Source organism: Amycolatopsis sp. Hca4 (assembly GCF_013364075.1).
Classification (GTDB): Bacteria; Actinomycetota; Actinomycetes; order Mycobacteriales; family Pseudonocardiaceae; genus Amycolatopsis.
In genome coordinates this window covers 4,464,010-4,489,812 of record NZ_CP054925.1, presented here as the reverse complement: position 1 = coordinate 4,489,812, position 25,803 = coordinate 4,464,010, and the positions used below count along the sequence as shown (strand labels likewise).

Sequence of the window (25,803 nt, the reverse complement as noted above, 5' to 3'; positions counted from 1 at the left end):
CGCTACTCGGGCAGGCCGACGCGCCGTTCCCCGCTGCGCAGCTGTTGCAGCACGACCGCGATCACCAGCAGCGCGCCGTGGGCGACGTTCTGCCAGAACGGGTTGATGCCCAGCCCGGACATGCCGTTGTCGAGCACGCCCAGGATGATCACCGCGAGCACGGTCGAGATGATCGAGCCGCGGCCGCCCTTGAGCATCGTGCCGCCGAGCGCGGCGCCGGTGACCGCCTGCAGCTCCAGGCCTTCCGACCCGGACGTCGGCTGGCCGGAGCCGGTGCGCGCGGTGATCAGCACGCCCGCGATCGCCGCGACCACGCCGACGAGGGCGTACACACCGATGATGTACCGGTTGATGTTGATCCCGGCCAGCCGTGCGGCGGTGTCGTTGCCGCCGATGGCGTAGACGTTGCGGCCGATGTCGGTGTACTTGAGCAGGAAGTGCAGCAGCGCCGCGACGATCAGGAACACCCACACCAGCGACGGCAGCCCGGCGATCGCGCCCTTGGCCAGGAAGATGAACAGGTCGTCGCCGCCGGTGTAGCCCTGCGCCTTGCCGTCGGAGATGACCTGCGCGATGCCCTTGTAGGTGGCGAGCATGGCCAGCGTCGCGACCACCGGGTTGACCCGGCCGAAGATGATGATCATGCCGTTGACCAGGCCGCAGAGGATGCCGACGCCGACCGCGGCGAGAATGCCGACCTCGGCGTTGCCGGTCGAGGTGAACACCATCGCCGAGATCACCGACGCGAGCCCCGCCATCGAGCCGACCGAGATGTCCAGCGCGCCCAGGATGATCACCAGCGTCTGGACCAGGGCGAGCAGGCCCATGATGGTGATCGCGCTGCCGATCAGCAGCAGGTTGTTGGTGCGGAAGAAGTTCTCGTTCAGCACGCTCAGCAGGATCACCAGTGCGATCAGCGTGATGATCAGGCTCGAGTTCTGCACGCCGATGCCGGTCAGCACCCGGCGCGCGGCGCTTGGCTGAGGCGCGGCAGCGGGCGCCGACGTTTCCTTGGTGGGAGTACTCATGCGCCGATCTCCTGGGCGTCGTCCACGGCTGGTTCGGTTTCGGGGATGGCGAGGGTCAGCACGGCTTCCTCGGTCGCTTCCTCACGGCCGAGCTCGCCCGCGAGACGTCCGGCGCGCATGACGAGGATGCGGTCGGCCAGCGTCAGCACTTCGGGCAGGTCGGAGGAGATGACCAGCAGCGCGATGCCTTCGGCGGCGAGGCCGTCGATGATCCGGTAGATCTCGGCCTTCGCGCCGACGTCGACCCCGCGCGTCGGCTCGTCGAGGATCAGCAGCTTCGGCCTTCGCGCGAGCCAGCGCGCGAGCACCGCCTTCTGCTGGTTGCCGCCGGAGAGCTTGCGGACTTCCTGCTCCATCGACGGCGTCCGCACGCGAAGCTCGCGTACGTACTCCTCGACGAGCGCGCGCTCCTTCGCCCGCTTCACGACCCGGAAGCGGCGAAGCCGGTCCAGGACGGCGATGGAGACGTTGTCGCGTACGGACCGCTGCATGAGCAGCGCGTCCGTCTTGCGCTCTTCGGGAGCGAAGCCGATGCCGGCTTTGACGGCGTCACCAGGGTTGTGCGCGCGCAGCCGCTTGCCGTCGAGCTCGGCGGTCCCGGACCGGATCGGCAGGTCGCCGACGATCGCGCGGGCCAGCTCGGACCGGCCCGCGCCGACCAGCCCGGCCAGGCACACGACCTCGCCCGCGCGGACCTGCAGCGAGATGCCCGAAACGTCGTCGGTGGTGACGTCGGTCAGCTTCAGCACGACGTCCCCGGTGGCCTGGGTGACGCGGCGTTCGAGCGCGGAGAGGTCGCGGCCGATCATCATCCGGACCAGGCCGGCCTCGTCGGTCTCCGCGGCCTGCTGGACGCCGACGAGCTTGCCGTCGCGCAGCACGGCGACGCGGTCGGCGAGCTGGAAGATCTCCTTCATCCGGTGCGAGACGTAGACGACCGCGACACCGCTGTCGCGCAGCCGCCCGATCAGCCGGAACAGCGCCTCGACCTCGTGCTCCGACAACGACGACGTCGGCTCGTCGAACGCGATCACCTTCGGCGGCGTGGCCGCGGTGAGCACGCGCAGGATCTCGACGAGCTGGCGCTGCGCGGCGGAGAGGGCGACACCGAGGGTGGCCGGGTCGAGGACGCCTTCGAAGCCGTACTCGGCCAGCGCGTCCTGCGTGGCCTTGGTGAGCGTGCGGCGGCTGAACACGCGGGCCTTCGCGGGGAGTTCGCCGACGAAGACGTTCTCCGCCACCGAGACGTGCGGGATGATCTCGGGTTCCTGGTAGATCACGCGCACCCCGGCGGCCATCGCCGCGCGCGGGGTGTCGAAGGTGACCTCGGTGCCGTCCAGGAGCAGCCGGCCGTCATCCGGGCCCTGGTCGCCGGACAGCACGCGCAGGAGCGTCGACTTCCCGGCGCCGTTCTCGCCCATCAGGGCCAGCACCTCGCCGGAGCGGAACTCCAGCGAGACGTCGTCGAGGGCGGTGACCCCGGAGAAGCGCTTGCCGATGCCCTCGACGGCGAGCGCGGGAGGGGAGCTGGACATGGTCGCCTTCCGTACGGCGGTCGTGCGTGGTGAGGCGGGCCGGAACCCGCCTCACCACGGGCGAGGGTCGGTCAGGTGCAGTTGACGCCGGCCTGCTTGTAGTTGTCCTTGTTGACGATCGTGGTCTTGGCGATCGTCTCGGCGGGCAGTTCCTTGCCGTTCTTGACCTTGTCGACCAGCACCTGGATCGCCGAGCGGCCGACCTCGGCGCCGGAGATGTAGAGCGCGGACTTGTTGCCGGTGTCCTTGCCGGCGGCCCAGTCCTTGCAGGTGAGGTACGCGCCGAGGCCGACACCGATGATGTTGTTCGCCTGGACGCCGGAGTTGGCCAGCGCGGTGACGACGCCCGTCTCGTTCTCGTCGTTGCAGCCCCAGACGACCCAGTGCTTGACGCCGGGGTTGGAGCCGATCACCGCGCCGGACTTGTTCTGCGCGTCGACGGGGGAGTTGTCGGTGCCGACGTCGATCACCGGGACGTCCGCGCCCGCGGCCTTGGCGAACGCGCTCTTGGCGGCGTTGACGCGGTCGGTGCAGACGGTCAGGTCCTGCTTGAACGCGCTGATGATCTTCGTGTCCGCGGCGGCCCAGCCGGCGGCCTTGAACAGCTTCCCCGCCTCGGTGCCGACCGAGTCGCCCATCTGGCTGCCGTTGAAGCCGACGAATGGGGCCTTCGCGCCGGTGCCGTCCTTGATGACGTCGTCGGAGGCGATCAGCGGGATGCCCGCGCTCTTGGCCTTGTCGATCACCTGCGGGCCGATGGCCTGGTCGGGGACGACGATGGCGACGCCGTTGGCGCCCTGGGCGACCGCGGCGTCCAGTTCGGTGATCGCCTTGTTGGCGTCCTGGCCGAGGTTGACGACCTTGAGTTCGACGCCGAGTTCCTTCGCCTTCTCCTGCGCGCCCTGGGCCTGCTCGACGAAGTACTGCTGGTCACCCTGTTTCTGCAGGTAGTACAGGGTGATCTTGCCGTTGGCCGGCGCCTGCTGCTGCGGCGCCGCGGTGTCTTTGCCGGAGGAGCAGGACGCCAGCAGAGCGCCGGAAATCAAACAACAACCAACAACGCTCCAGGTCCGGAACCTGTGCGGGTATGGGGACATCGTTGCTCCCAAGGAGGCCGAAGTTCACGTGGCGCGGCGGAGCGCCGCGAAGTGACTCGTATTACAAAACACCCTTTCGTGGAGCGTCAAGGCGCAGTTAGCGGAGCGAGACCTACTCTGCGTAGTTGCATCGTGGCAATCGTGGCCCGCATTTATCGTATTTTTTCCCGTCTACCCTGCGCGTTGTCCGGTTTTGTCCTGTGCGAATGTTCTGATCGGTGTTGTCGACTGTGGTGGAAGTTTCACGGTGGCCCCGGAGGGCCTCGCTGCCCGATTCGTCCGGCTGGCAGGATGGCCGGACCACGTTAGGGGGACCCGATGAGGAAGCACCGCGTCGCCGCGCTCGCCGGGATCGCCGTCCTGGCGGCCGGGTGCAGCAGCCCGCCGCAGCAGGGGCCGGCGCCCACGCCGTTCCCCGAGACGGCGGCCTCGTCTTCGGAAGCCGCCGCGCCCGAGGGGTCGTTCAGCGTCGTCGCCACCGGTGACGTCCTGATCCACCCGGCGCTGACCGAGCAGGCCGAGGCCGACGGCGGCGGCAAGATCGACTACCGGCCGCTGCTGGCCGGGATCAAGCCGCTGATCTCCGGCGCGGACCTCGGGATCTGCCACCTCGAGACGCCGCTGGCGCCGGAGGGCGGGCCGTACAGCGGGTACCCGTCGTTCAGCGCGCCGCCGGAGATCGCCGACGCGATCAAGGACATCGGCTACGACACCTGCTCGACGGCGTCCAACCACACGATCGACCAGGGCGCCGAGGGCGTCACCCGCACCCTGGACAAGCTCGACGCGATCGGCGTCAAGCACACCGGCTCGGCGCGGTCGGCGGGCGAGGCCGCGAAGCCGCTGATCCTCGACGTCCACGGCGTCAAGGTCGCCCAGGTGTCGTACGCCTTCGGCTTCAACGGCATCAAGGTGCCGGCCGGGAAACCGTGGCTGGCCAACCAGATCGACGTCGACGCCGTGCTGGCGGCGGCCCGCAAGGCCCGGCAGGCCGGGGCGCAGGTCGTCATCGCGAGCCTGCACTGGGGTGTCGAGTACCAGCACGAGCCGACGGCCGAACAGCGCTCGCAGGCCAAGAAGATCCTGGCCTCGGACGACGTCGACCTGATCGTCGGCCACCACGCCCACGTGGTCCAGCCGTTCGAGAAGATCGGCGGCAAGTGGGTGGCCTACGGGCTCGGCAACAGCGTCGCCCGCCACTCGGAACCCAAGGGCGACACGGAGGAAGGCGCGGCGGCCCGCTTCCGCTTCGTCCGCGACGGCGACCGCTGGAAGGTCGCCAAGGCCGAGTACATCCCGACCCTGATCCGCCTCGAGGCTCCCATCCGTCTGATCGACTTGTCGACATCTCCCTCGTCGCCCCCGGTCACCAAGGCCCTCCAGGACACGGACAAGAACATCCTGAGCCTCGGCGCAGCCAAATCCGGCCTCACCCGCCCCGGCCCGTAACCCGCAACTCGCGTGATCAGAGCCGTGACTCGCGTGATTGAAGCCGGATCTCGCGAGTTACGGCTTCAATCACGCGAGTCACGTTCCTGAGCACGCGAGTTACGGCTTCAGTGGGTGCGGGTGGTGATGAGGCGGGCCAGGGTGGCGAGTTCGGCGGTGGCGCGGGAAGGTGGGGCGGCCGCGGTGAGGTCGCGGAGGGCCTTGGCGAGCAACGCGTCCGCCTGGGCCTGGCTCCACTGGCGGCCGCCCGCGGCCTCGACCAGGGTCGCCGCGTGGGCCAGCTCGGTCTCGGCCAGGGGTTCGGGCCGGGCGTAGAGCGCGGCGAGGTCCGCGCCGGCCGGGGTGCCGGAACACAGGGCCGTCACCACCGGCAGGGACTTCTTGCGGTTCTGCAGGTCCGAGTACACCGGCTTGCCCGTGACGGCCGGGTCGCCCCAGATCCCGAGCAGGTCGTCGACGTGCTGGAACGCCAGGCCAACCGCGCGGCCGAACGCACCGAACCGCTCCGCACCGCCCGCGCCGAGCGCGCAGGCCGCGCCCAGCAGGGCCGCCGTCTTGCCCTCCGCCATCCGCACGCACTCGGCGGGGGTGACGTCGTCGCGCTGCTCGAAGTCCAGGTCCTCGGCCTGGCCTTCGAGCAGGGCGAGTGTCGCGTCCGACAGCACCTTCGCGTTCGCCGCGCCGCTGGGCGCGAGCACCTCGAACGCCAGGCTCAGCAACGCGTCCCCGGCCAGCACCGCCGGCCCGGTGCCGAACACCGTCCACGCCGTCGCCCGGTGCCGCCGGGTCGTGTCGCCGTCCATGACGTCGTCGTGCAGCAGCGAGAAGTTGTGCACCAGCTCGACGGCGACGGCGGCGGGCACCGCATCGGCCGCCTCCCCGCCCGCGGCTTCCGCGCACAGCAGCACCAACGCCGGCCGCAGCGCCTTGCCGCCGTCGGTGACGGCCGGCCGTCCCTGGGCGTCCTGCCAGCCGAAGTGGTAGGCGGCGATCCGCCGCATCGTCTCCGGCAGCCGCTCGGCGGCCGCCCGCAGCGCCGGGTCGACGAGTCCCTTGCTCCACGCCAGGACGTCGGTGAGCGGACGAGCGGCGGTCCGCGTGTTCATGGTCGTCATCAGCTGCCCACCTGGACGTCGTCGAGGATGCCGAGGGCGTCGGGGACGAGGACGGCGGCGGAGTGGTAGGCGCTGACGAGGTAGGAGGTGATGGCTTGGTCGTTGGTGCCCATGTGTCGGACGTTGAGTCCGGGTTGGTATTCGTCGGGCAGTGTTTTGGGTCGGAGGGCGATGACGCCGGCGTCGTCTTCGCCGGTGCGCATGGCGAGGATGGAGGTGGTGCCGGCTGGGCTGATGGGGATTTTGTCGCTGGGGAGGATCGGTACTCCGCGCCAGGTGGTGACGCGTTTGCCGTCGAGGAGGGTGGTGTCGGGGTAGATGCGGCGGGCGGTGCATTCGCGGCCGAAGGCGGCGATGGCTTGGGGGTGGGCGAGGAAGAAGCGGGTTTTGCGGCGTCGGCAGAGCAGGTCGTCGAGGTCGAGCGGCGTCGGCGGCCCGGTCCGGGTGGGGATCCGTTGTTTGAGGTCGGCGTTGTGCAGGAGCCCGAAGTCGGTGTTGTTGATCAGTTCGTGTTCTTGTCGTTCGCGGAGGGCTTCGACGGTGAGCCGGAGTTGTTGTTCGAGCTGGTTCATCGGCTGGTTGTAAAGATCGGTCACCCGGTTGTGAACCCGCAGAAGGGTCTGGGCGACGGCCAGGTCGTATTCCCGGGGCGAGGGGTCGTAGTCGACGTAGGTGCCGGGTAGCAGGGGTTCGCCGTCGTGTCCGGCGGCGAGGTCGATGGCGGCTTCGCCTTTGTGGTTCTGGGGTTTCCGGGGCCGGGCCAGCGCCTCGGCGACGTGGGTGCGCAGGGGTTCGGAGCGGCCGTTGAGGCGGGCGTAGGCGGTGGCGGGCAGGACGAGGGCGGTGACGCGGGTGGCGGCGCGGGCGGTGAAGGTCCAGGTACCCGGTTCGGGGCCGAGGAGTTCTTCGCCGAAGTGGTCGCCGTCGGTGGCAGTGCCGAGGTGGAGGTCGTCGCCGTAGGGGCCGGCGCGGTGGCGGGTGATTTTGCCGTGGGCGATGAGGAACAGGGTGTCCAGTGGGGTGCCGGCGGTGAACAGGGTGGCGCCGGGTTCGTATTCGCGTTGCTCGAACGCCTCCGCCAACGCCTCCAACGCTGCCTCGTCGCCGAAGTCGCGCAGTAACGCCAGTTCGGTGAGTTCGGCGGGGATGACGTGGACGCGGGTGCCGGTGGTGTAGAAGGAGAGTTTGCCGTCGCCGAGGGTGTAGGTGAGGCGGCGGTTGACGCGGTAGGAGCCGGCGGGGACGTCGATCCAGGGCAGCTGGGTGAGCAGCCAGCGGGTGGTGATGCCGCGCATTTGCGGCGGGGTTTTGGTGGTGGTGCTCAGCGTCCGCGCGGCGCGGACGCTGAGCGAGAGCTGCACCGACTCCTCGGTGACGGTCACGCGATTTCCCGTCCGAGTTCGGCGCCTTCCAGCACGGCGAGGGCGTCGGGGACGAGGACGGCGGCGGAGTAGTAGGCGGAGACGAGGTAGGAGATGAGGGCTTGGTCGTTGATGCCCATGAAGCGGACGTTGAGGCCGGGCTGGTATTCGTCGGGGAGTCCGGTTTGGTGCAGTCCGACGACGCCTTGGGCTTGTTCGCCGGTGCGCATCAGCAGGATGGAGCTGGTGCGGGTGTCGGTGACGGGGATTTTGTTGCAGGGCAGGAGGGGGACGCCGCGCCAGGAGGGGACTTGGTGGCCGGCGAGGTCGACGCTGGCAGGGTAGATGCCGGCTTTGGTGCATTCGCGGCCGAAGGCGGCGATGGTGGCGGGGTGGGCGAGGAAGCAGGCGGGGTCTTTCCAGACGAGGGTGAGCAGGGCGTCGAGGTCGTCGGGGGTGGGTGGGCCGGTGCGGGTGGGGATGCGCTGGGCGAAGTCGGCGTTGTGCAGGAGCCCGAAGTCGGGGTTGTTGACCAGTTCGTGTTCTTGCCGTTCGCGCAGTGCTTCGACGGTGAGGCGGAGTTGTTGTTCGATCTGGTTCATGGGCTGGTTGTAGAGGTCGGCGACGCGGGAGTGGACCCGCAGCACCGTCTGCGCGACGGAGAGTTCGTATTCGCGGGGGCGGGTTTCGTAGTCGACGAAGGTGGCGGGGAGGACGGGTTCGCCGTCGTGGCCGGAGGCGAGGGAGATTTCGGCTTCGCCGTGGTCGTTGCTGGCCGTGGCGCCGCGGGCGCGGTAGTCGGCCAGGTGGGCCTGCAGTGTTTCGGAGCGGTCGAGGATGTCCTGGAAGGCGCTGCGGGGGAGGGTCAGGACGGTGCAGGTGGTGACGGCTTTGGCGGTGTATTCCCAGATGCCGTCGGGGTCGGTGAGGGTGGTGTCGCCGAAGTGGTCGCCGTCGGCGAGGGTGCCGAGGACGACGTGGTCGCCGTAGGCGCCGGTGCCGATTTTGGTGATCTTGCCGTGGGCGAGGAGGAAGACTTCTTCGGCGGGGGAGCCGAATTCGACGAGGGCGTCGCCGGGGGCGTATTCGCGTTGGGTGAAGCGGTCGGCGAGTTCGGTGAGGACGGTCTCGTCGTCGTAGCCGCGCAGGGGGGCGAGTTCGCCGAGTTCGGGGGGGATGACGCGGACTTGGGCGCCGGTGGTGGTGAAGGTGACCCGGCCGTCCCCGACCGCGTAGGAGAGGCGGCGGTTGACGCGGTAGGCGCCGCCGGAGACCTCGACCCAGGGCAGTACTTTGAGCAGCCAGCGGGAGGAGATGCCCTGCATCTGCGGGACCGATTTGGTCGTCGTGGCCAGGGTCCGGGCCGCCGCCCGCCCCAGGCTCGACGGCGCCTGCTCGGATCCCACCGGGTCGGTGACAGTCACAACGAGGACCACCCAATCATTCGCGTTCGGCACGTGCCCGCCGGCCGGCACGCCGGTCATGACCTGCTATTTGCTGATATGCGCGCGGTTTCGCGGCGGCGCGAAATCAACATAGCAACCGCGCCGGGGCGCACAATGACACGATCGGGTCACCGGGGTAATTGCCGGGCGGAGGACTTGATCATTGTCCGGCGATCTTCGGCGCCGGTGGTCACCGGCTGTCCGCGGACGTCACTCGGTCGTGAGGATCCCTGCCCGGCAGCGCGATCCGTGATCGCCCAGCGAGACGGCGCGCCCGCGGGTACCCGTTTCAGCTGCGCCGAATCGGCGACTTTCGGGACGCCGGTGCGGCCACCCGGATGAATTCCGGACCCTCTGTTGTCCGGCCGGAAATGGGTGGCTAACTTGAGCGGACCCGGCCCGAGTAATGCCGGGCAGTGCTTCCCGCCTTCCGCGGGCGAAAGGACCCGGATGAACATCTTCGTGGCCGGCAGTCTCTGGGTGGCCGGCGCGGCCCTGGTCGCGGGCGTGGTCGCCTACCTGGTCCGCCGGTTCGGCTGGGACGAAGGCAGGCCTGACAACAACGACGCCGCCGGCCAGGTGTTCACCATCGTCGGCGGGCTGCACGCGGTCCTGCTCGCCTTCGTGCTCATCTCGCTGTACGACTCGGTGAACAACGTCAGCCAGAACGCGCAGACCGAAGCCGACAGCCTGGTCGCGGCCACCTGGGCGGCCGACGCGCTGCCGGCCGAGACCAAGGACCGGGTGCACCAGCTCGCCGCCGCCTACGCCCGCACGGTCGAGGAACAGGAATGGCCGCGCCTGGCCGACGGCGGCGAGGTCCCGGCCACCGGCGCGACGGAGCTCGACCAGATGCGCCACGCGGTCGCGGAGGCCCCGTCCGACGACGACTGGCTGCTGGACCGCAAGACCGAGGCCAGCAACCAGCTGTGGTCGGTCTACCAGGCCCGCCAGCAGCGGCTGAACCATTCCGGGGCCGGCGGGGTCGGCCCGGTCGTCTGGTTCGCCCTGATCCTCGGCAGCCTGATCACCGCGATCCTGCTGCCCAACCTGTTCGGCGGCACACGGCTGGCCGCGCACATCATCATCGTGTCCACCCTGGCCGGCACGATCACGTTGCTGCTCTTCGCGATCCACCAGCTGCAGAACCCGTTCAGCGGCGGCGTCAGCGTGCCCCCCGAGGCGTTCACCTCGGCGCTGGCCAGGCTGGCTTGACCGGCACGCGCGCCCGCTGGGTGGCGGCGTTCGGCGTGGCGGCCGCGGCCTCGGCGCTGCTGGCGGCGACGGGCTGGCTCGCGCCCCCGAAGGCCCGGCTCGCTGTGGCCGGGGAGCCGGGCGGCTGCACGGTTCTCCAGGCGGAGAACGAACGCGACGGCGCGCCGACGACGTTGCGGCTGCTGTCCCTGCCCGGCGGGGTCACCAAGCGGATCAGCCAGGCCGGGTACTGGATCAACGCGATGGGCTACTCCGCCGCGCAGAACGTGGTCTACGGCGTCGCCGACGGCACCCGCGCCGGCCGGTACGGCCACGGCGCGCACGCGGTCCGGATCGACGCCGCCGGGGTGGTCACCGACCTCGGCGTGATCGGCCGCGCGGGCGCGCGGCGTCCCGTGTGGAGCCTGGTCACGGGGGCCACCGCGGGCGCGATCGACGGCAACCGCTGGTACGTCCGGCAGAACAGCGATCTGTACACAGTGGACATCGATCCGGCCGGCCAGGACTACCTGCGCGTGGTGCACCGGACGGCGTTGCGGCCGGTCTCGCTTGCCGTCGGTGTCGACGACTTCGCCTTCGACCCGGCGGACGGCCTCCTCTACGGCGTTTCGGTGACTTCGCGCGGGGACAACTCGGTGGTCACCCTCGACCCGTCGAGCGGGCAGGTCGCGGTGGTCCCCGGCCTCCGGTTCCCCGAGGGCGGGGCGTACGGGTCGGTGGTGCTGGCCCCCGGCACGATCTACGCCACGGCCAACCACGACGGGCCGCGCAGCGTCACGTACCGCCTGCTGCGCGACGGCTCGAGCCCGGCCGCCGAGGTCGCGACCGGGCCGCCGCTGGTGAGCGGCGACGCGGCCGGGTGCTTGGCCGAGACGCCCCCGCCCCCGCCCCCGCCGACGACGTCCTCGCCTCCGCCGACGACGCCACCGGGGCAGGAGTCGCCGACGCCGTCACCGACGCCGCCACCCTCGACCGAGCCGCCGGTCACCCCGGCCCCGGAGCCGCCACCGCCGGCGCAGCCGCCGCCGGTGGAACGGCCCGTCGTCGTGCCGCCGACTCCCGAGCCGGCACCCCCGCCGCCGCCGCGCGTGCAGACGCCCACGCCGGCTGCCCTGCCTCCGCCGCCCCCGCCGTCGACGCCCCGCGCGCGGCCGACGGACAAGGCCGAGCCGGTGGTCAGGGACACCGGCGAGCGGACCGAAGAGAAACGGCGCTGGGGACTGACGGCGCTGATCCTCGTGCTCGGCGGCGGCGCGGCGGCCGCGCACGGGCGCCGGCACCGGTGAGGCGTGCTCAGTACTTGAACTGGTCGACGTTGTCGGCGGTGATGAGCAGGGGATCGCCCAGCAGGACGGTCCTCGTGGCCGGGTCGTACTTCACCGCCGGCAGCTCCAGGCTCACCTTGTTGACGGCCTGGAGCGGCTTGCCGTCGGCGATCTGCTTCGCCGTCCACGCGGTCAGGTAACCCAGCGACTCGACGTTCCACAGCACCGACTGCGAACACGAGCCGTCGAGCAGGAACGGCTTGATGGCCTGCGGCGTCCCGACGCCGACGGTGAACACCCGGCCGATCTTCTGCTCGTCGCCGACGGCCTTTGCGACACCGGGCGCGGAGGTCGTGCACTCGCCGATCAGCCCGGTCAGGCCGGGGTGCTCGGTCATGAGCTGCTTGGCCAGCACTGTCGCGGTGTCCTCGTCTTCGCCCGCGTACACGGTCTCGACGAGTTCCGCCTTCGGGTAGTGCTTGGCCGCGTACTCCTTCTGGACCGCGATCCACGAGTTGAGGTTCGCCGCGGCCTTGCCGCAGGAGACGATGGCGTACTGGCCGGCGCCGCCGGTCTTCGCCATCAGGGCGTCGACCAGCGCGGTGCCGATACCCTGCGCGCTGGCCTGGTTGACGAACACCTCGCGTTGCGTGCCCGGCGCGTCGGTGTCCGAGGTGAGCACGTGGATGCCCTTGGCCCTGGCCTCGGCGATCACGCCGGCGAGCGCGGCGGGGTCGTTCGGGGCCACCACGATGACGTCGGGCTTCTTCGCGATCAGGTCGCGCAGGATGGTCACCTGGGCGGCCGGGTCGACGGTCGCCGGGCCGGTCGAGTGCCACGCCACGCCCAGCTGCCTCGCCGCCTCGAGGCCGCCGTTGTCCATCGCCTGGAAGTACGGGATGCCGGCGACCTTGGGCACGAACTCGATCCGGGTCGGCGCCGGCGCGGGGGCGCTGCCCAGCTGGTCGGCGCAGCCCCCGAGCGCGAGTGCCGCGACCAGCGTCGCCGTCGCGGCCAGCCGGAAGGTCTTCGTCGGCCCTCGCATCCCCACCCGTTCCTCAGGACTTTCGATCAGTTCGATGGGTCCGCGCATGGTCGAGACCAAGGGCGAACGTAGGGCTCCGGGTAACGGTGGTCAACGGGATGTGCGCAAAGGGTTACGGAAGTGAGTTCTGCTTCGCCGGAAATGCCCTGGTCGCCCTGTTGTGGCTACTTTGAGTGACAGCAAACCGCCTATCCGTGTCTGTCCGGGGTGGGCGGGACTGTGACGCGCGGAATGTGCGTCAGTTACCCCCTAGGGGTATGGTTCAAGGCATGAGCGAACAGCACGCAGCTTCGTGGGCGACGGCGATCCAGGCGACTCTGCACTGCCTGACCGGCTGTGCCATCGGTGAGGTGCTCGGCATGGTGCTGGGCACGGCGTTCGGCCTGCACAACGCGGCGACCGTGGTGCTGTCGATCGCGCTGGCCTTCGTCTTCGGCTACGGCCTGACCATGCGGGGCGTGCTGAAGTCGGGGATGAACCTGCAGGCCGCGTTCAAGGTCGCGCTGGCCGCGGACACCGTGTCGATCGCGGTGATGGAACTGATCGACAACACCGTCGTCGTGGCGATTCCCGGGGCGATGGACGCCGGGCTGGCCAGTGCCCTGTTCTGGCTGTCACTGGCGCTCTCGCTCGCGATCGCCTTCGTCGTCACGGTGCCGGTCAACAAGTGGATGATCGGGCGCGGCCTCGGCCACGCCAAGGTGCACGCGCACCACCACCACTGAGCGCGCCCGGGGAGGTGGCGGCCTCCCCGGACGCCGCTACCGGCTGGAAAGGTCGATCGCGCGGTCGAGCCCGCGCCGGTCGAGCACCCGCAGGATGCCTTCCAGCAGGTAGTAGTCGGCGTACGGGAGCGACACCTCGACACCGTCCTCGGCGGGCCGGTTGCGGGTGCAGCGGGCGACGCTCGCCTCGGCACGGGCGGACTTCGTCGTCAGGCAGGTCCGCGAGATCGCGGTGAGGATCCGCAGCGCGCTGTCCCGGTAGTGCGGGCGGTGCGTCAGTTCCGCCAGGTCGAGCAGGCCGCACGCCATGATCACGCCCGCGGACGCGTCCTTGACGTCGTCGGGGGCCTGCGGGGCCAGGTAGTCCCACACCGGGACGTGGTCGGGCGTCAGCCGGGACAACGCGAAGTCCGCGAGCCGGCGGGCCGTGGCCAGGAACTCCGCGTCCCCGGTCCGCCGGTGGATCGTGGTGAACCCGTAGACGCCCCAGGCCTGCCCGCGCGACCAGCACGACGCCGGGCTGTAGCCCTGCACGGTGTTCGGCCCGATCGGCGCGCCGGTGACCGGGTCGAAGTCGAACACGTGCGGGGTGGACCCGTCGGGGCGCGGGAAGTTCCGCTGCACCGTCTTGGCGTGCGCGACGGCGATTTCGAGGTACTTCGGGTCCTGCGTCTGCGCACTGGCGAACGCGAGCAGGTCGAGGTTCATCATCGTGTCCATGATGACGCGGCCGGCGTTGTTCGGATCGGACAGCGCACCCCAGGCGCGGATGAACCGGCCGGCCGGGTTGTACCGCTTGATCAGCGAGGACGCCGCCTGCACCGCGCCGGCCCGCCACTTCTCGTCGCCGGTGAGCCGCCAGGCCGTCACCCACGAGGGGTAGAAGAGGAAACCGAGGTCGTGCGTGCCCGTGTCGTTCTGGCGCGGCGCGAGCTTTTCCGCGGAGGCCAGCGCGAGGGTCTTGAATTGTTCCTCGCCGCTGTGCAGCCAGGCCAGCCACAACTGACCGGGCCAGAATCCGCCGACCCAGTCGCCGTTCTGCGAATAGGTCCATTTCTCGAACTTCGTGCCGACCGGGAACGCGGTGACGCCGGGCGCCACGGCGCGGAGCTTGGCCACCGCGTAATCGGCCGCCTGGCGGAGCGTCCGGGTGGCCGAGGCCTGGTCAGGGGTGGCCGCGGAGGCGGCCGTCGAGGTGCTGGCGCCCACCGCGACCGCGGCACCGGCCGCGGTGGTCAGCAGGGTTCTCCGGGAAACGCTCACAGGTACCCGCCATTCCGTGAATCCGTGGGAGGAAAGTGCCCGGAATTTTTGCACGATGGACAGTCCGTTGTACACCCGGCGGAAGTCTGTTCACGGTTGTGAATTGCGGTCCCGGTGAGCGGAATAACCCGGAAAATGGGCGAAGGCCCGGCGGGGTACACCGGGCCTTCGCTGTGGTCGCGGGGGTGAGGGCAGTCATCCGCGCGACGATTTTCAGCAGTGCGGGGCGACCGGCTGGTCGGAACCCGTCTGCAGGTAGGTGTCCGACACGTAGTGCCCGGGGCCGATCCGGTCCCAGATGTTGCCGGTGCCGAACTTGCCGGTGACGGTGTCGCCCTCGACGTAGCACTCGATGTTCACCTTGGCGTAGTTCGCCGCGAGGCCCTTGATGGCGGCCGAGGTGCTCGCGCTCGCCCGGACGTTCATCGGGTCGCCCGCCGTGCTGACCACGCCGGTCGGGCCGGAGCCGGTCCACAGGTAGGTGACGTTGACGTTGCCGTTGTCGGACATGCCGAGGCCGTCCCAGAACACGCCGTCGGCGAGGTCGATGCCCGCCGGGTTCTGCACCTTGTAGCCCAGGCCGCTCTTACCGCCGTTGTACCCGTTGTGGTAGGCGGCATACGCCTCGGGCTGGCCCTGCGGCAGGTCCTTGAACTTGGTCCGCACCGACGACGGGTTCCAGTAGTCGTCCTGCTCGTTCCACGGGCCGACGTCCCACACCGGCGCGTACTCGCACTTGCTGCCGTCGGTGCGGCAGACGCGGACGGAGTAGTTGCCGGTGCCCTTGGGCGCCAGCGCCTTGCCGGACGGCAGCGCGACGAAGTGGTCCCGGCTGGTGATGACGTGGCCGTTGGCGGTGGTCCCGCCGGGCAGGCCTTCGCGGGTGCCGAAGACCTTGTAGGTCAGCTCGGTGCCGGCGGCCAGTGCGCTGGCCTGCGGGACGCTGTCGGCGCTGAGCGCGACGCTCTTGACCGAGGGCCGCACGCCGTCGGTGGTGCTGTGCAGGCTGATCCGCACCTGCACCTCGTTCACGGCGGACTTCAGCGCGGTGCCGGCCGGGGTCCACTCGGTCCAGTCGTTCACCCCGGTCCGCCCGCGGACGTCGACGTCGACCGAGGTGCCCCGGGGCGTGTCGGCGGTGAGTTCCGCGCTGACGCGGTTCGCGGCCGAGCCGAGCCGGTGCCCGGCGGTGAGCAGGCTGCCCTCGCTGCCGGCGAACACCCTGGAGGTTCTGTGCCAGGCCGCGTCGGCCAGGGTGAGCGTGCCACCCTGGCCGGTGACGTTGACGTCGTCCTGGTCCACAGTGGACAGATCGGCGGTCCAGTTCGTCGTGGACGGTGCCGTCGCGGCCTGCGCGGGGGCTCCGGCCAGCGCCGTCACCGCTCCGGCGGCCAGAACCGCCGCGGTCACGCGGCCGGCCTTCATGATCCGGATCATCCCCGGTTCTCCTCTCACACCTGTTGTTTCGAAGGTGGGAGAAGAGTGACTGTCGGGCGTACATGATCCGTACAACGGGATTGTGCGGGGTTTGCCGCGGCTTTGCTGTTCTTGCCGGATTGCTCTGCCGTGGCTTCCCCCGCCGGCCCGAACGCCGGATTGTTCAACGGCCGGCAGGCCTTGTCAAGGCGGGAAAGCGTGCCTTGACAAGGCCTGCCGGCCGCTGAAGCGGCTGCGTATCGGGTCGGCAGGGGGGGTGTGGCCGGGACGGTCCTTCGGACCGTTGTCCGGTGGCTCCGCGGTCCTTCGGACCGTTGTCCGGTGGACTGCGGTCCTGCGGACCGTTGTCTGGTGGGCCGCGGTCCTGCGGACCGCTCTCTTGTGGCCCCGCGGTCTTGCGGACCGCCTCACGCTGACGCTATGTGCGCCCGGTCCTCCACTGCGACCGCAGGCTCCTTCGGCCGTGTCGACAACTCCCGCCAGATCGTCAGGGCCCGCTCCGAATAATCCCGGGACCGCTCCGGCTGTGACAGCGCCCGGTGCAGTTCGCCCAGCAGCTGCGAAACCTCGGCCTCCGAGCGGCGGTCGCCGTTGCGGCGGTGGACCGCCAGTGAGTTCACCAGCAGCAGCTGGGCGTGGGCGAAGTCGCCGCTGTGCAGGCACAGCTCGCCCAGGTTCTGGTTGGCGTAACCCACGCAGTGGTCGTCGCCGAGGGCGGTGAAGATCGCGATCGCCCGGTCGACGTGCTCTCGGGCCGCCGCCAGGTTGCCCTGGTGCTGGAACAACAGCCCCAGGCGCTTGAGGGCGTGGGCCTCTCGGTGGCGGTCGCCGATCGAGGCCGTCAGTTCCAGTGCGTCGGTGATCCAGCGCTTCGCCACCGCGTAGCACCCTCGCGACATCCAGACCGCTCCCGCGCCCAGGCGGGCCACCGCTTCGCCGTTCGGGTCGTCGGCTTCGGCGAACAGCTCCAGTGCCTCGTGGCAGTGGTCGAGGGCCAGCTCGTCCTCGCCTTCGATGCGCAGGATCGTCGACAGCCCGGTCAGCGCGACGGCGACGCCCTGTGCGTCACCGACCGCGTCGAACAGCTTCTTCGACTCCTCGAACGCCACCCTGGCCTCGGCGTATTCGTCCTGGTACAGCAGGTACTGCCCGAGGTTGCGCTGGACGATCGCCTCGGCGCGCTCCGAACCCGTCCGGCGGGCCGCGGCCAGTGCGACCAGGTGCGTGCTGTGCCAGTCGTCCTGGGGGCCGCGGAGGTCGAAGTACGGCGTCAGCGCCGAAGCCAGCTGCCAGGCCAGGTCGTCGAACCCGTGCTGGGCGGCCAGCGAGACCGCCGCGACGGTCGTGTGCCGCTCGGCCGCGAACCACGCCGCCGGGTCCTCGGGCAGGACGTCGGCGGGCACCGCGGGCCGGGGCAGCTCGTCGTCGCAGTACGCGCCGAAGAAGTGCAGCGGCATCCGGCGCGCCGCCTCGAGCGCCAGGCCCAGGTAGCCCTCCAGGACCCGCCGCAGGCCGGCGCGGGTCTTCGCCGCGTCACTGCGCTCGGCCAGTTCGACCGCGTACACGCGCAGCAGGTCGTGCAGCCGGTAGCGCGGCTGGCCCGCCGAATCGGAGCCGACCAGCTCGACGAGGTGGCCGTCGACCAGCACGTCGAGGACGTCGTCGGCGTCACGGCGGCCCAGCACGGCCGCGAGCGCCCAGGCCGGGAACTGGACCGGCCCGAGCAGGCCCAGCCCGCGGAACGCCGTCGCCGCCGACATCGGCAGCAGGTCGTAGGACAGGGTCACGCTCGCGCGGACGGCCAGGTCGCCGACGCGCAGCTCGTCGAGCCGGCGGCGCTCGTCGCCCAGCCGGTCGGCCAGCAGCCGCAGCGTCCAGCCCGGCCGGTGCGTCAGCTTCGCGCCGGCCACCCGGATCGCCAGCGGCAGGTGCCCGCACTGGCGCAGGATCGCCGCGGCGCTCTCCGGCTCGGCCGCCACCCGCTCGGCGCCGACGATGCCCTGCAGCAGCCGCGCGGCCTCGGCCTCGGGCAGCAGGTCGACGTCCACCGGCTTCGCGCCGGCGAGCCCGGGCAGCCGGATCCGGCTGGTCACCAGCACCCCGCACGCCCCGGCCCCGGGCAGCAGCGGCCGCACCTGGGCCTCGCTGCCGGCGTCGTCGAGCACCACGCACATCCGCCGCCCGGCCAGGCGCGAGCGCAGCAGCGCCGAGCGCTCGGCCAGCTCGCGCGGCAGGCCGGCGTCCGGGATGCCGAGCGTGCGCAGCAGTTCCGCGAGCACGCTCATCGGCGCCCGCGGCGACGACGACGTGCCGGCCAGGTCGACGTGCAGCTGCCCGTCGGGGAACTCGTCGCGGACCGCGTGCGCGACCCGGACGGCGACCGCCGACTTGCCAACGCCGGGCGCGCCCGACAGCACGATCACGGCGGGCGTACCGGAGTCCGCGTTCTTCTGGAGCAGGGTGACGACGTCGTGGATCAGCGCGTCGCGGCCGGTGAAGTCCGGCAGGTCGAGGGGCAGCTGGCAGACCGGGGCGACCTCGGCGGCCCGCGCCGGGACGAGCACGTCGTCCGGGACCAGGGTCGCGCGCAGTTCGCGCAGCCGGACGCCCGGTTCGGCGTCGAGTTCCTCGCGCAGCACCCGCTCGGCCGACTCGTACGCCTCGATCGCGTCCCCGGTCCGGCCCGCGGCGCGCAGCGCGACGATCAGCTGGGCCCACAGTTCTTCGCGCAGCGGGTGCTCGGTGACCAGGCCGCGCAGCTCGGCGATGGCCTCACCGGAGCGGCCGAGGCCGATCCGCGCGCGGAGCCGTTGTTCCTGCACCGAAAGCCGCAGTTCGGCGAGCCGGGCGACGGTCGCGCCCCAGCTGTGGTCGTGCGGCAGGCCTTCGAGGATTTCACCGCGCCACAGCGCGTCGGCCCGGTCGAGGAGCTTGAGGGCGCCTTCGGCCGAACCGCCGTCGAGCGCTTCCTGCGCTTCGCCGGCCAGCGCGGCGAAGGCGAGGTGGTCCAGTTCTTCCGGCGACGCGGTCAGCAGGTAGCCGGAGGCCCGGCTGCTGATCCGCTCGCCGAGGGCGGGGTCGATCTCGGCGAAGCGTCTTCGCAGCGAATGCACGTACGTGCGGATGTTCGCCGCGGCCGACCGCGGCGCCGATTCCGGCCACAGCACTTCCACCAGGACGTCGGTCGAGACGACGACGTTCGGCTGCAGGGCCAGCGCGGCCAGCAGCAGCCGGGGCTTCGGCCCGCCGAGGGCGATCACCCGCCCGGCGGCGGTGACCTCCAGCGGACCGAGGACGCGGATGGTAAGCGAGGTGGTCTCAACCTGCCCGATGAGTTCCCCCATGTCCCGGACTCTAGGACCCGTCCGGCGCACGGGATAGATCCATTCGGAGTGTCTGAGCACACACGTGCGCGCTTTGTACGGAACGTGTACGGCCGCGGGCGACGCTGCCGCCATGAAGCGTTCGAAACTCCGGCGTATCGCCGGCTCCGGGCTGGTACTGGCCGCGGTCGGCGCGCTCCTGGCCGGCGGCGCGGCCGAAGCGTCGGCGGCGGCGAGCGGAACCGTGAAGACCGCGGGTGACCCGCTCAACGTCCGCCGGGCACCCACCACGGCCGCCACGGCCGTCAAAACCGTCGCCAACGGCGCCACCGTCACCATCGACTGCCAGGTCAACGGCTCGTCCGTGACCGGTCCCTACGGGACGGGCACGTTGTGGGACTACGTGCCCGCGCTCGGCGGGTACATCTCGGACACCTACGTCTTCACCAACTCCGACACGCGGGTCGCACCCGACTGCGGCGTCGGCTCGGGCAGCGGCCAGTGCGCCGACGCCTGCGCGGGCGAAGCGCAGTACCGCTCGTCCGACTCGCACTTCCTGGTCTACGACACGAATTCCGACGGCTACTCCGCCGTGGTCGCGTACTGGCTCAAGGGCGGCGCCGGGCCGTTCTACGTCTGGAACTCCGGCGGCGAGGGCACGAAGGTCGACAAGGCCGTCACGGTCCCGCACGGCGGCTGGGTCTACTACAAGGTGTGCGTCGCGAACTACACGACCGCCAAGCCCGACCTGAAGTCCTGCAGCGACGGCATCACCGACTTCGCGGCCTGACCGCGCGTCCACCACGAGAAAGGGCTTTCCCATGGGTCAGGTCAACCGGCGCAAGGTGCTCCTCGGCGGGCTCGCCGCGGTCACCGCCACCGCGGCTTCGGCGGCGTTGCCGTCGTGGGCGAACGCCCGCACCACGGCCGCCGCCCCCACCATCCGCGATCCGTTCCAGCTCGGCGTCGCCTCCGGCGACCCGCTGCCCGACAGCGTCGTGCTGTGGACGCGGCTCGCGCCCGCCCCGCTCAACCCGGACGGCTTCGGCGGCATGCCGGACGCCACCTACGCGGTCGACTGGGAGATCGCGAACGACGAGGCGTTCACCTCGATCGTGCAGAGCGGCCAGGCGAGCGCGCTCCGCGCGGCCGCGCACAGCGTCCACATCGAGCCGGTGGGCCTGCAGCCCGCGCGGGAGTACTTCTACCGCTTCAAGACCGCCGGCTACATCTCGCCGGTCGGCCGGACGCGCACCGCGCCCGCCGCCGGTGCCGCGGTCAACCAGCTCAAGTACTGCTTCAGTTCCTGCCAGCACTGGGAGGAGGGCTACTACCACGCGTACAAGGGCATCGTGGCCGACGACCCGGACCTGGTGCTGTTCCTCGGGGACTACATCTACGAGAAGAAGTCGGGCCGGACCGCGCAGGAGCGCAACCCGCGCAGCCTCGCGTTCACCGAGGACGTCACCACGCTCGCGCAGTACCGCGCCCGCCACGCCCAGCACAAGACCGACGCCGACCTGCAGGCTGCGCACGCGATCGCGCCGTGGATCGTCGTGTTCGACGACCACGAAGTGATGAACAACTGGAACGGCACCACCGCGCCCGCCACCGCCGCGCGCAAGGCCGCCGGGTTCCAGGCGTTCTACGAGAACACCCCGATCCGCTCGACGGCCAAGCCCAACGGCGCGTCGATCCAGCTGTACCGGCAGTTCGTCTGGGGCAACCTGGCCCGCTTCCACATGCTCGACACCCGCCAGTACCGCAGCGCCCAGGTGCCCGACCCCTCCGGCGACGCCGGCCCGGCCTGCGCCGACATGCGCAGCACCTCGCGCAGCATCCTCGGTGCCACGGAGGAGGCGTGGCTGCTCAAGCAGTTCGAGTCGCACCCGGCGACCTGGGACTTCCTCGGCCAGCAGGTCTTCTTCGCCACGCGTGACTCCGACGGCAACAAGGCCACCTGCGAGAGCAACGACTCCTGGCAGGGCTACGAGGCCTCCCGCAACCGGATCCAGCAGGGCTGGGTCGACCGGAAGGTCGCCAACCCGGTCGTGCTCACCGGCGACGTCCACCGGCACTGGGCCGCCGACCTGCGGCTCGACTACTTCGACCACAGTGCTCCGGTCATCGGCTCGGAACTGGTCACGACGTCGGTGACGAGCAACAGCGACACCGCCTCGGCGCCCAGCGCGGCCTGGTACGCGAACAACCCGCACGTCAAGTACTGCAAGGGCGAGCGCGGGTACGTCCGCGTCACGACCACTCCGGCGCAAATGCGGGCGGACTTCATGACCACCTCGGACACCAGCGTCTACGACCCGGCGTCGGTCGTGATCAAGAACGACGTCAGCTACGTGGTGCAGGCCGGGAAGCCGGGCCTGCAGCAGGTCTGAGGCTACGCTGCGTGACGTGAACGACGAACTGGGCCTGCGGGAGCGCAAGAAGCTCCGGACGCGGGCGGCGATCTCGGCGGCGGCGATCGGGCTCTTCCTCGAGCGCGGGTTCGACGACGTCGGGGTCGCCGAGGTGGCGCGGGTGGCCGAGGTGTCCAAGCGGACGCTGTTCGCCTACTTCCCGACCAAGGAGGACCTCGTGCTGCACCGGTTCGCCGACCACGAGACCGACGCGGCGGACGTCGTCCGCGCCCGCCCGCCGGGCCAAGGGCCACTGGCGGCGTTGCGGGAGGCGTTCGTGCGGGGCCTCGAAGCGCGGGAGCCGGTGACCGGGCTGTGCGACCTGCCCGAGGTCGTCGCGGTGTTCCGGCTCGTCACCGGCACCCCGGCGCTGGTGGCGCGGCTGGCGGAATTCACCTCCGCGGGGGAGGTGGCGCTGGCCGCCGCGCTCGCCGAGGCCGGGGTGCCTTCGCCGGACGCGGGCCTGGCCGCGGCGCAGATCTCCGCGGTCCGGCGGACGCTGGCCACGGCGAACATGGCCGCGGTCGCGGCCGGCGTCCCCGCGGCGGAGCAGTACCCCGAGGCTCGGGTGACGGCCGAACGGGCGTTCACCCTGCTGTCGTCCGGAGTAGGGTTCGGCTGACCGCCGCCGTCCGTGCCGCACTCATGGTCCGGACCATGAAGAACGCACGGGGCACCCGGGCCCGGCGAAGGTAGACTCCGAGAATCCTGAATGGACACCGGACCCCCGATCACGGGGACCCGCGCCCGACTGGGGGTGGCGCGGGTCCCCAAGCCCCGTCGATCTTGACATTCCCTTCGCCGCACTCGTAATCTGGGTGTTCCGCCGTCATGCCGAATTCTGCGATTTCATGACAAGGCGGTTCCACGGTGAAAAAACTCTTGCTGATCACGTTCGCGGTGGCGGGGCTGGTGGTGACCGGCGCCGGCGTTTCCACCGCCGCACCCGGCGGCGTTTACGACGTCAAGGACTACGGCGCCAAGGGAAACGGATCGGCCAACGATTCGGCCGCCATCGACAAGGCCATCACCGCGGCCAACGCGGCGGGCGGCGGCACCGTCCGGTTCGGATCCGGCACGTACAAGTCGGCGAACACCGTTCACCTCAAGAGCAACGTCACGATCCAGCTCGACGCGGGTGCGACCATCACGGGGTCCGGTGCGGACACCTACGACAAGCCCGAGTCGAACCAGTGGGACGAGTACCAGGACTACGGCCACAGCCACTTCCACAACGCGATGTTCTACGGCGACAAGCTGACGAACATCGGCTTCACCGGCGCCGGCACGATCGACGGCGGCGGCAACCTCATCACCGGCAACCCGAAGTCCGGCGAGGCCGACAAGATCCTGTCCCTCACCCGGTGTGACGGCCTGACCCTCTCCGGCGTCAAGCTGCGTCGCGGCGGGCACTTCGCGGCCCTGATCAACGGCTGCACGAACGTCGTTTCCGACCACCTGACGATCGACACGGCGAGTGACCGCGACGGCTGGAACATCATCAGCACCACCAACGTCACGATCACCAACGCGAACATCGCGGCGAACGACGACGCACTGGTGTTCAAGAGCGACTACGCGCTCGGGGCGAAACTGCCGAACGGGAACGTGACGGTGAACAACGCGAAACTTTCGGCGCAGTGCTGCAACGCGCTGATGTTCGGCTCCGAGACGTGCGGTGACTTCACCGGCTACCAGTTCTCGGACATCACGATCACCGGCGCGCACAAATCGGGGATCGGGATCGTCTCGATGGACGGCGCGAAGATTTCCGACGTGCACTACCGCAACATCACGATGTCCGGCACGTATTCGCCGATCATGATGAAGATCGGCACGCGCAAGCGCTGCGGCAACAACCCCGGCGTCGGTTCGATCAGCAACATCACGCTGGACAACGTCACCGGCACGCACACCGGCAGCAACTTCAGCCCGACGATCTGGGGCGCGGACAGCAGCCACCGCGTCTCCGGCGTCACGTTCACCGGCGTGAAGCTGACCGTGCCCGGCGGCAACGGCACGATGGGCACGGGCGTCCCGAGCAACACGGCGACGGACTACAACCCGAAGAGCATCGGCACCCGCCCGTCCTACGGCTGGTACCTGCACTACGCGAACGGCATCAAGTTCGTGGACAGCTCGGTCGAGTTCGCCAAGGACGACGGCCGCCCGGCGAGCATCGTCAACAACAGCTCGGACATCACGTTCGACCACTTCACGGCGGAGAAGGGCTCGAAGAGCCCGTTCGACATCGGCTTCCAGTCGGTGACGGGCTACTGCGTCAAGGACTCGGCGACCACGTCGGGCTCCGCCCTCCGCCTCAACACCTCAAGCTCCACCTCCACCTGCTGACCCCACCCCCCGGAGGCCCCTTCCCGCAAAACGGGAAGGGGCCTCACCCGTATCCCGCGTGACCAGAGCCGGAACTCACGTGATCAGCGCCGAATCTCACGTGATCAGCGCCGGTCCGGCTTCAATCACGCGAGTTCCGGCTTCAATCACACGAGATACGGGCCGGATCACGCCGGATCCGGTTTCCCGCACATGGGGAAGGGGCCCCGGCGGTTGGCCGGGGCCCCTTCTGCGGCGTCGCGAGGGTCAGTGGGAGTACTGCTCGTTCATGATGAGGAAGGCGCCGAGGCCGTGGAAGTCGTTGGTCTTGCGGGCCCGGCCGTAGTAGTAGGACAGGTCGCCGACGTTGGTGCCTTCGCAGATGTCCGTGATGTTCGTCAGGCCGTCCGAGCCGACGGAGACCTTGCGAAGCACGCCGGCGTAGCCCTTGTCCGCCACCGCCTGGTAGGACGCCGGCAGGTAGCCGCGCTGGACGCCGCGGGCCATCGTGAACGTGTACATCGACGACGCCGACGTCTCCAGCCAGTTCTTCGAGTCGCCGCCGCGGTCGACCACCTGGTACCAGCGGCCGGTCGCCGCGTCCTGGTAGCGCTGGTAGCCGGCCGCCAGGAACTTGACGACGTCGATCAGCGCGGCCCGCCGCGGGTGGTCGGCCGGCAGCACCTCGAGGATGTCGATGGTGGCCATGCCGAACCAGCCGATCGCGCGGGCCCAGTGGTACTTCGAGTGGTGCCCGGTCCCGGACGCCCACGACTCGGAGCCGTCCTCGTCGTAGGCGTGGTACAGCAGGTTCTTCGCCGGCTCACGCAGGTGGCTGAAGTACACGACGATGTTCTTCGCCGCCTCTTCGAAGCAGTAGGCCCCGTCGCCGAAGGACGCGCCGTACAACGCGAGGAACGGCTGGGCCATGTAGACGCCGTCGCCCCACAGCTGGCCGACCTTGCTGGTCGCGTGGAACATGCCGCCGTCGGACGTGCGCGGGTAGGACGGGAAGCGCTTGCGCAGCTGGTCGGCCGCCGTCTTGTACTTCTTGCGGCCCGTCTCCGCGTGGAGCAGCGGCAGCATCTGGCACGAGCGCATCGAGTCGAGGTTGTTGAAGCTGTTGGAGATACCGCTGTCGGTGATGAACCGGTCGTACCAGGCCACGATGTAGTCGAGGTACTTCTTCTCGCCGGTGCGCTTGTAGAACAGGTACTGCCCGTAGAGGTACAGGCCGAGCGTGTAGCCCCAGCCGCCGATCTTGTCGGGCGTGTAGCGCTTCATCGTCGAGTCGATCACCGCGCGGGACCAGTCCGCCGGTGCCGCGCCGCCGATCGGGGGGAGCTGGTCCGCGGCCCGCGCGAGGGGGCCCGCGGCAGCCAAAGAGCCCAGGGCGCCGAGGGTGCCGGCCAGGACCGCGCGCCGGGTCGGGCGAAGGGGGTGTTCGGACATCGTCGTCCTTTCATGCGCTGGCCCCGCGACGCGGTGAAAGGGTGGCCGGGATGCCGATCCGCCGTCCGTCGGCATCCCGACCAGCTCTGGAGGGCGCGGCGTGCTGCCCGTGTCGCCGGAGCGATGGTCTGGTGAGCGAAAGCGCTCTCGGGGAACATCTACTCACTTCCCGGAGCCGCCGTCAAGAGAGATCAGATCTCTTGCGTCATATATCAGATATTTAACCCGATCGGCGGCAGTGTCGATGTACCGGCCAGCGAAACTCCGCGGAAAGGTCGGATGTAAGTCTTGACCGGCCCTCGT

The 25,803-nt window shown here is 70.2% G+C and carries 19 protein-coding genes; 8 read left to right on the top strand and 11 right to left on the bottom strand.

Features of this window, described 5'->3' with window-relative positions:
* Nucleotides 1–2: 2 nt before the first annotated feature.
* The 3 genes from HUT10_RS19580 to HUT10_RS19570 form a co-directional block, all read right to left on the bottom strand.
* Nucleotides 3–1,028, bottom strand: coding sequence for an ABC transporter permease (locus HUT10_RS19580; RefSeq protein WP_176172553.1), 1,026 nt, complete (start codon nucleotides 1,026–1,028; stop codon nucleotides 3–5).
* The gene (locus HUT10_RS19575) at nucleotides 1,025–2,563 is read right to left on the bottom strand and encodes a sugar ABC transporter ATP-binding protein (RefSeq protein ID WP_176172552.1); all 1,539 of its coding nucleotides are present in this window, start codon (nucleotides 2,561–2,563) and stop codon (nucleotides 1,025–1,027) included. Before HUT10_RS19575 ends, HUT10_RS19580 begins: the two co-directional genes overlap by 4 nt.
* A gap of 71 nt (nucleotides 2,564–2,634) precedes the next feature.
* Nucleotides 2,635–3,609: a substrate-binding domain-containing protein gene (locus HUT10_RS19570; RefSeq protein WP_176172551.1), complete on the bottom strand. Its 975-nt coding sequence runs from the start codon at nucleotides 3,607–3,609 to the stop codon at nucleotides 2,635–2,637.
* Between the two features lie 369 nt (nucleotides 3,610–3,978).
* Between HUT10_RS19570 and HUT10_RS19565 the strand changes: the two genes are divergently transcribed.
* The gene (locus HUT10_RS19565) at nucleotides 3,979–5,109 is read left to right on the top strand and encodes a CapA family protein (RefSeq protein WP_176172550.1); all 1,131 of its coding nucleotides are present in this window, start codon (nucleotides 3,979–3,981) and stop codon (nucleotides 5,107–5,109) included.
* Nucleotides 5,110–5,216: 107 nt separating this feature from the next.
* Here HUT10_RS19565 and HUT10_RS19560 read toward each other — a convergent pair whose 3' ends face one another.
* From HUT10_RS19560 to HUT10_RS19550, 3 genes are read right to left on the bottom strand one after another with little or no spacing between them, the layout of a single operon-like run.
* Nucleotides 5,217–6,224: a family 2 encapsulin nanocompartment cargo protein polyprenyl transferase gene (locus HUT10_RS19560; protein ID WP_176172549.1), complete on the bottom strand. Its 1,008-nt coding sequence runs from the start codon at nucleotides 6,222–6,224 to the stop codon at nucleotides 5,217–5,219.
* On the bottom strand, nucleotides 6,224–7,606 hold the full coding sequence (locus HUT10_RS19555; protein WP_176172548.1) for a family 2B encapsulin nanocompartment shell protein: 1,383 nt from the start codon (nucleotides 7,604–7,606) through the stop codon (nucleotides 6,224–6,226). The genes HUT10_RS19560 and HUT10_RS19555 overlap by 1 nt, the downstream gene beginning before the upstream one ends.
* Nucleotides 7,603–9,069 carry a family 2B encapsulin nanocompartment shell protein gene (locus HUT10_RS19550; RefSeq protein ID WP_176172547.1) on the bottom strand — a complete coding sequence of 489 codons (1,467 nt, stop codon included), beginning with the start codon at nucleotides 9,067–9,069 and terminating at the stop codon, nucleotides 7,603–7,605. The genes HUT10_RS19555 and HUT10_RS19550 overlap by 4 nt, the downstream gene beginning before the upstream one ends.
* Before the next feature lie 411 nt (nucleotides 9,070–9,480).
* Here HUT10_RS19550 and HUT10_RS19545 point away from each other — a divergent pair, with 411 nt between their 5' ends.
* Nucleotides 9,481–10,245, top strand: a complete 765-nt coding sequence (locus tag HUT10_RS19545; protein ID WP_176172546.1) for a DUF4239 domain-containing protein — start codon at nucleotides 9,481–9,483, stop codon at nucleotides 10,243–10,245.
* Nucleotides 10,242–11,531: a hypothetical protein gene (locus HUT10_RS19540; protein ID WP_176172545.1), complete on the top strand. Its 1,290-nt coding sequence runs from the start codon at nucleotides 10,242–10,244 to the stop codon at nucleotides 11,529–11,531. Before HUT10_RS19545 ends, HUT10_RS19540 begins: the two co-directional genes overlap by 4 nt.
* A gap of 7 nt (nucleotides 11,532–11,538) precedes the next feature.
* On the opposite strand, the gene HUT10_RS19535 is transcribed toward HUT10_RS19540, so the two are convergent.
* A complete protein-coding gene (locus tag HUT10_RS19535; RefSeq protein ID WP_176172544.1) occupies nucleotides 11,539–12,555 on the bottom strand; it encodes an autoinducer 2 ABC transporter substrate-binding protein in 1,017 nt (338 codons plus the stop codon).
* A 269-nt stretch (nucleotides 12,556–12,824) separates the two neighbouring features.
* Here HUT10_RS19535 and HUT10_RS19530 point away from each other — a divergent pair, with 269 nt between their 5' ends.
* Nucleotides 12,825–13,280, top strand: a complete 456-nt coding sequence (locus tag HUT10_RS19530) for a DUF4396 domain-containing protein (RefSeq protein WP_176172543.1) — start codon at nucleotides 12,825–12,827, stop codon at nucleotides 13,278–13,280.
* Between the two features lie 36 nt (nucleotides 13,281–13,316).
* Here the strand turns inward: HUT10_RS19530 and HUT10_RS19525 are convergent, their stop codons facing one another.
* The 3 genes from HUT10_RS19525 to HUT10_RS19515 form a co-directional block, all read right to left on the bottom strand.
* Nucleotides 13,317–14,543 carry a glycoside hydrolase family 88 protein gene (locus HUT10_RS19525; RefSeq protein WP_176172542.1) on the bottom strand — a complete coding sequence of 409 codons (1,227 nt, stop codon included), beginning with the start codon at nucleotides 14,541–14,543 and terminating at the stop codon, nucleotides 13,317–13,319.
* 213 nt (nucleotides 14,544–14,756) lie between these two features.
* Nucleotides 14,757–15,980, bottom strand: coding sequence for a hypothetical protein (locus tag HUT10_RS19520; protein ID WP_176172541.1), 1,224 nt, complete (start codon nucleotides 15,978–15,980; stop codon nucleotides 14,757–14,759).
* A 407-nt stretch (nucleotides 15,981–16,387) separates the two neighbouring features.
* Complete coding sequence (locus tag HUT10_RS19515) at nucleotides 16,388–19,324, bottom strand: BTAD domain-containing putative transcriptional regulator (RefSeq protein WP_176172540.1); 2,937 nt, start codon at nucleotides 19,322–19,324, stop codon at nucleotides 16,388–16,390.
* 112 nt (nucleotides 19,325–19,436) lie between these two features.
* On the opposite strand from HUT10_RS19515, the gene HUT10_RS19510 reads away from it, so the two are divergent.
* The 4 genes from HUT10_RS19510 (at nucleotide 19,437) to HUT10_RS19495 (ending at nucleotide 24,069) form a co-directional block, all read left to right on the top strand.
* Nucleotides 19,437–20,093, top strand: a complete 657-nt coding sequence (locus HUT10_RS19510; RefSeq protein ID WP_176172539.1) for a hypothetical protein — start codon at nucleotides 19,437–19,439, stop codon at nucleotides 20,091–20,093.
* Between the two features lie 31 nt (nucleotides 20,094–20,124).
* Nucleotides 20,125–21,696, top strand: coding sequence for an alkaline phosphatase (locus tag HUT10_RS19505; RefSeq protein ID WP_176172538.1), 1,572 nt, complete (start codon nucleotides 20,125–20,127; stop codon nucleotides 21,694–21,696).
* 16 nt (nucleotides 21,697–21,712) lie between these two features.
* On the top strand, nucleotides 21,713–22,339 hold the full coding sequence (locus tag HUT10_RS19500) for a TetR family transcriptional regulator (protein WP_176172537.1): 627 nt from the start codon (nucleotides 21,713–21,715) through the stop codon (nucleotides 22,337–22,339).
* 248 nt (nucleotides 22,340–22,587) lie between these two features.
* A complete protein-coding gene (locus HUT10_RS19495; RefSeq protein ID WP_176172536.1) occupies nucleotides 22,588–24,069 on the top strand; it encodes a glycoside hydrolase family 28 protein in 1,482 nt (493 codons plus the stop codon).
* Between the two features lie 246 nt (nucleotides 24,070–24,315).
* Here HUT10_RS19495 and HUT10_RS19490 read toward each other — a convergent pair whose 3' ends face one another.
* Complete coding sequence (locus tag HUT10_RS19490) at nucleotides 24,316–25,500, bottom strand: glycoside hydrolase family 105 protein (RefSeq protein WP_176172535.1); 1,185 nt, start codon at nucleotides 25,498–25,500, stop codon at nucleotides 24,316–24,318.
* Nucleotides 25,501–25,803 lie beyond the last annotated feature (303 nt).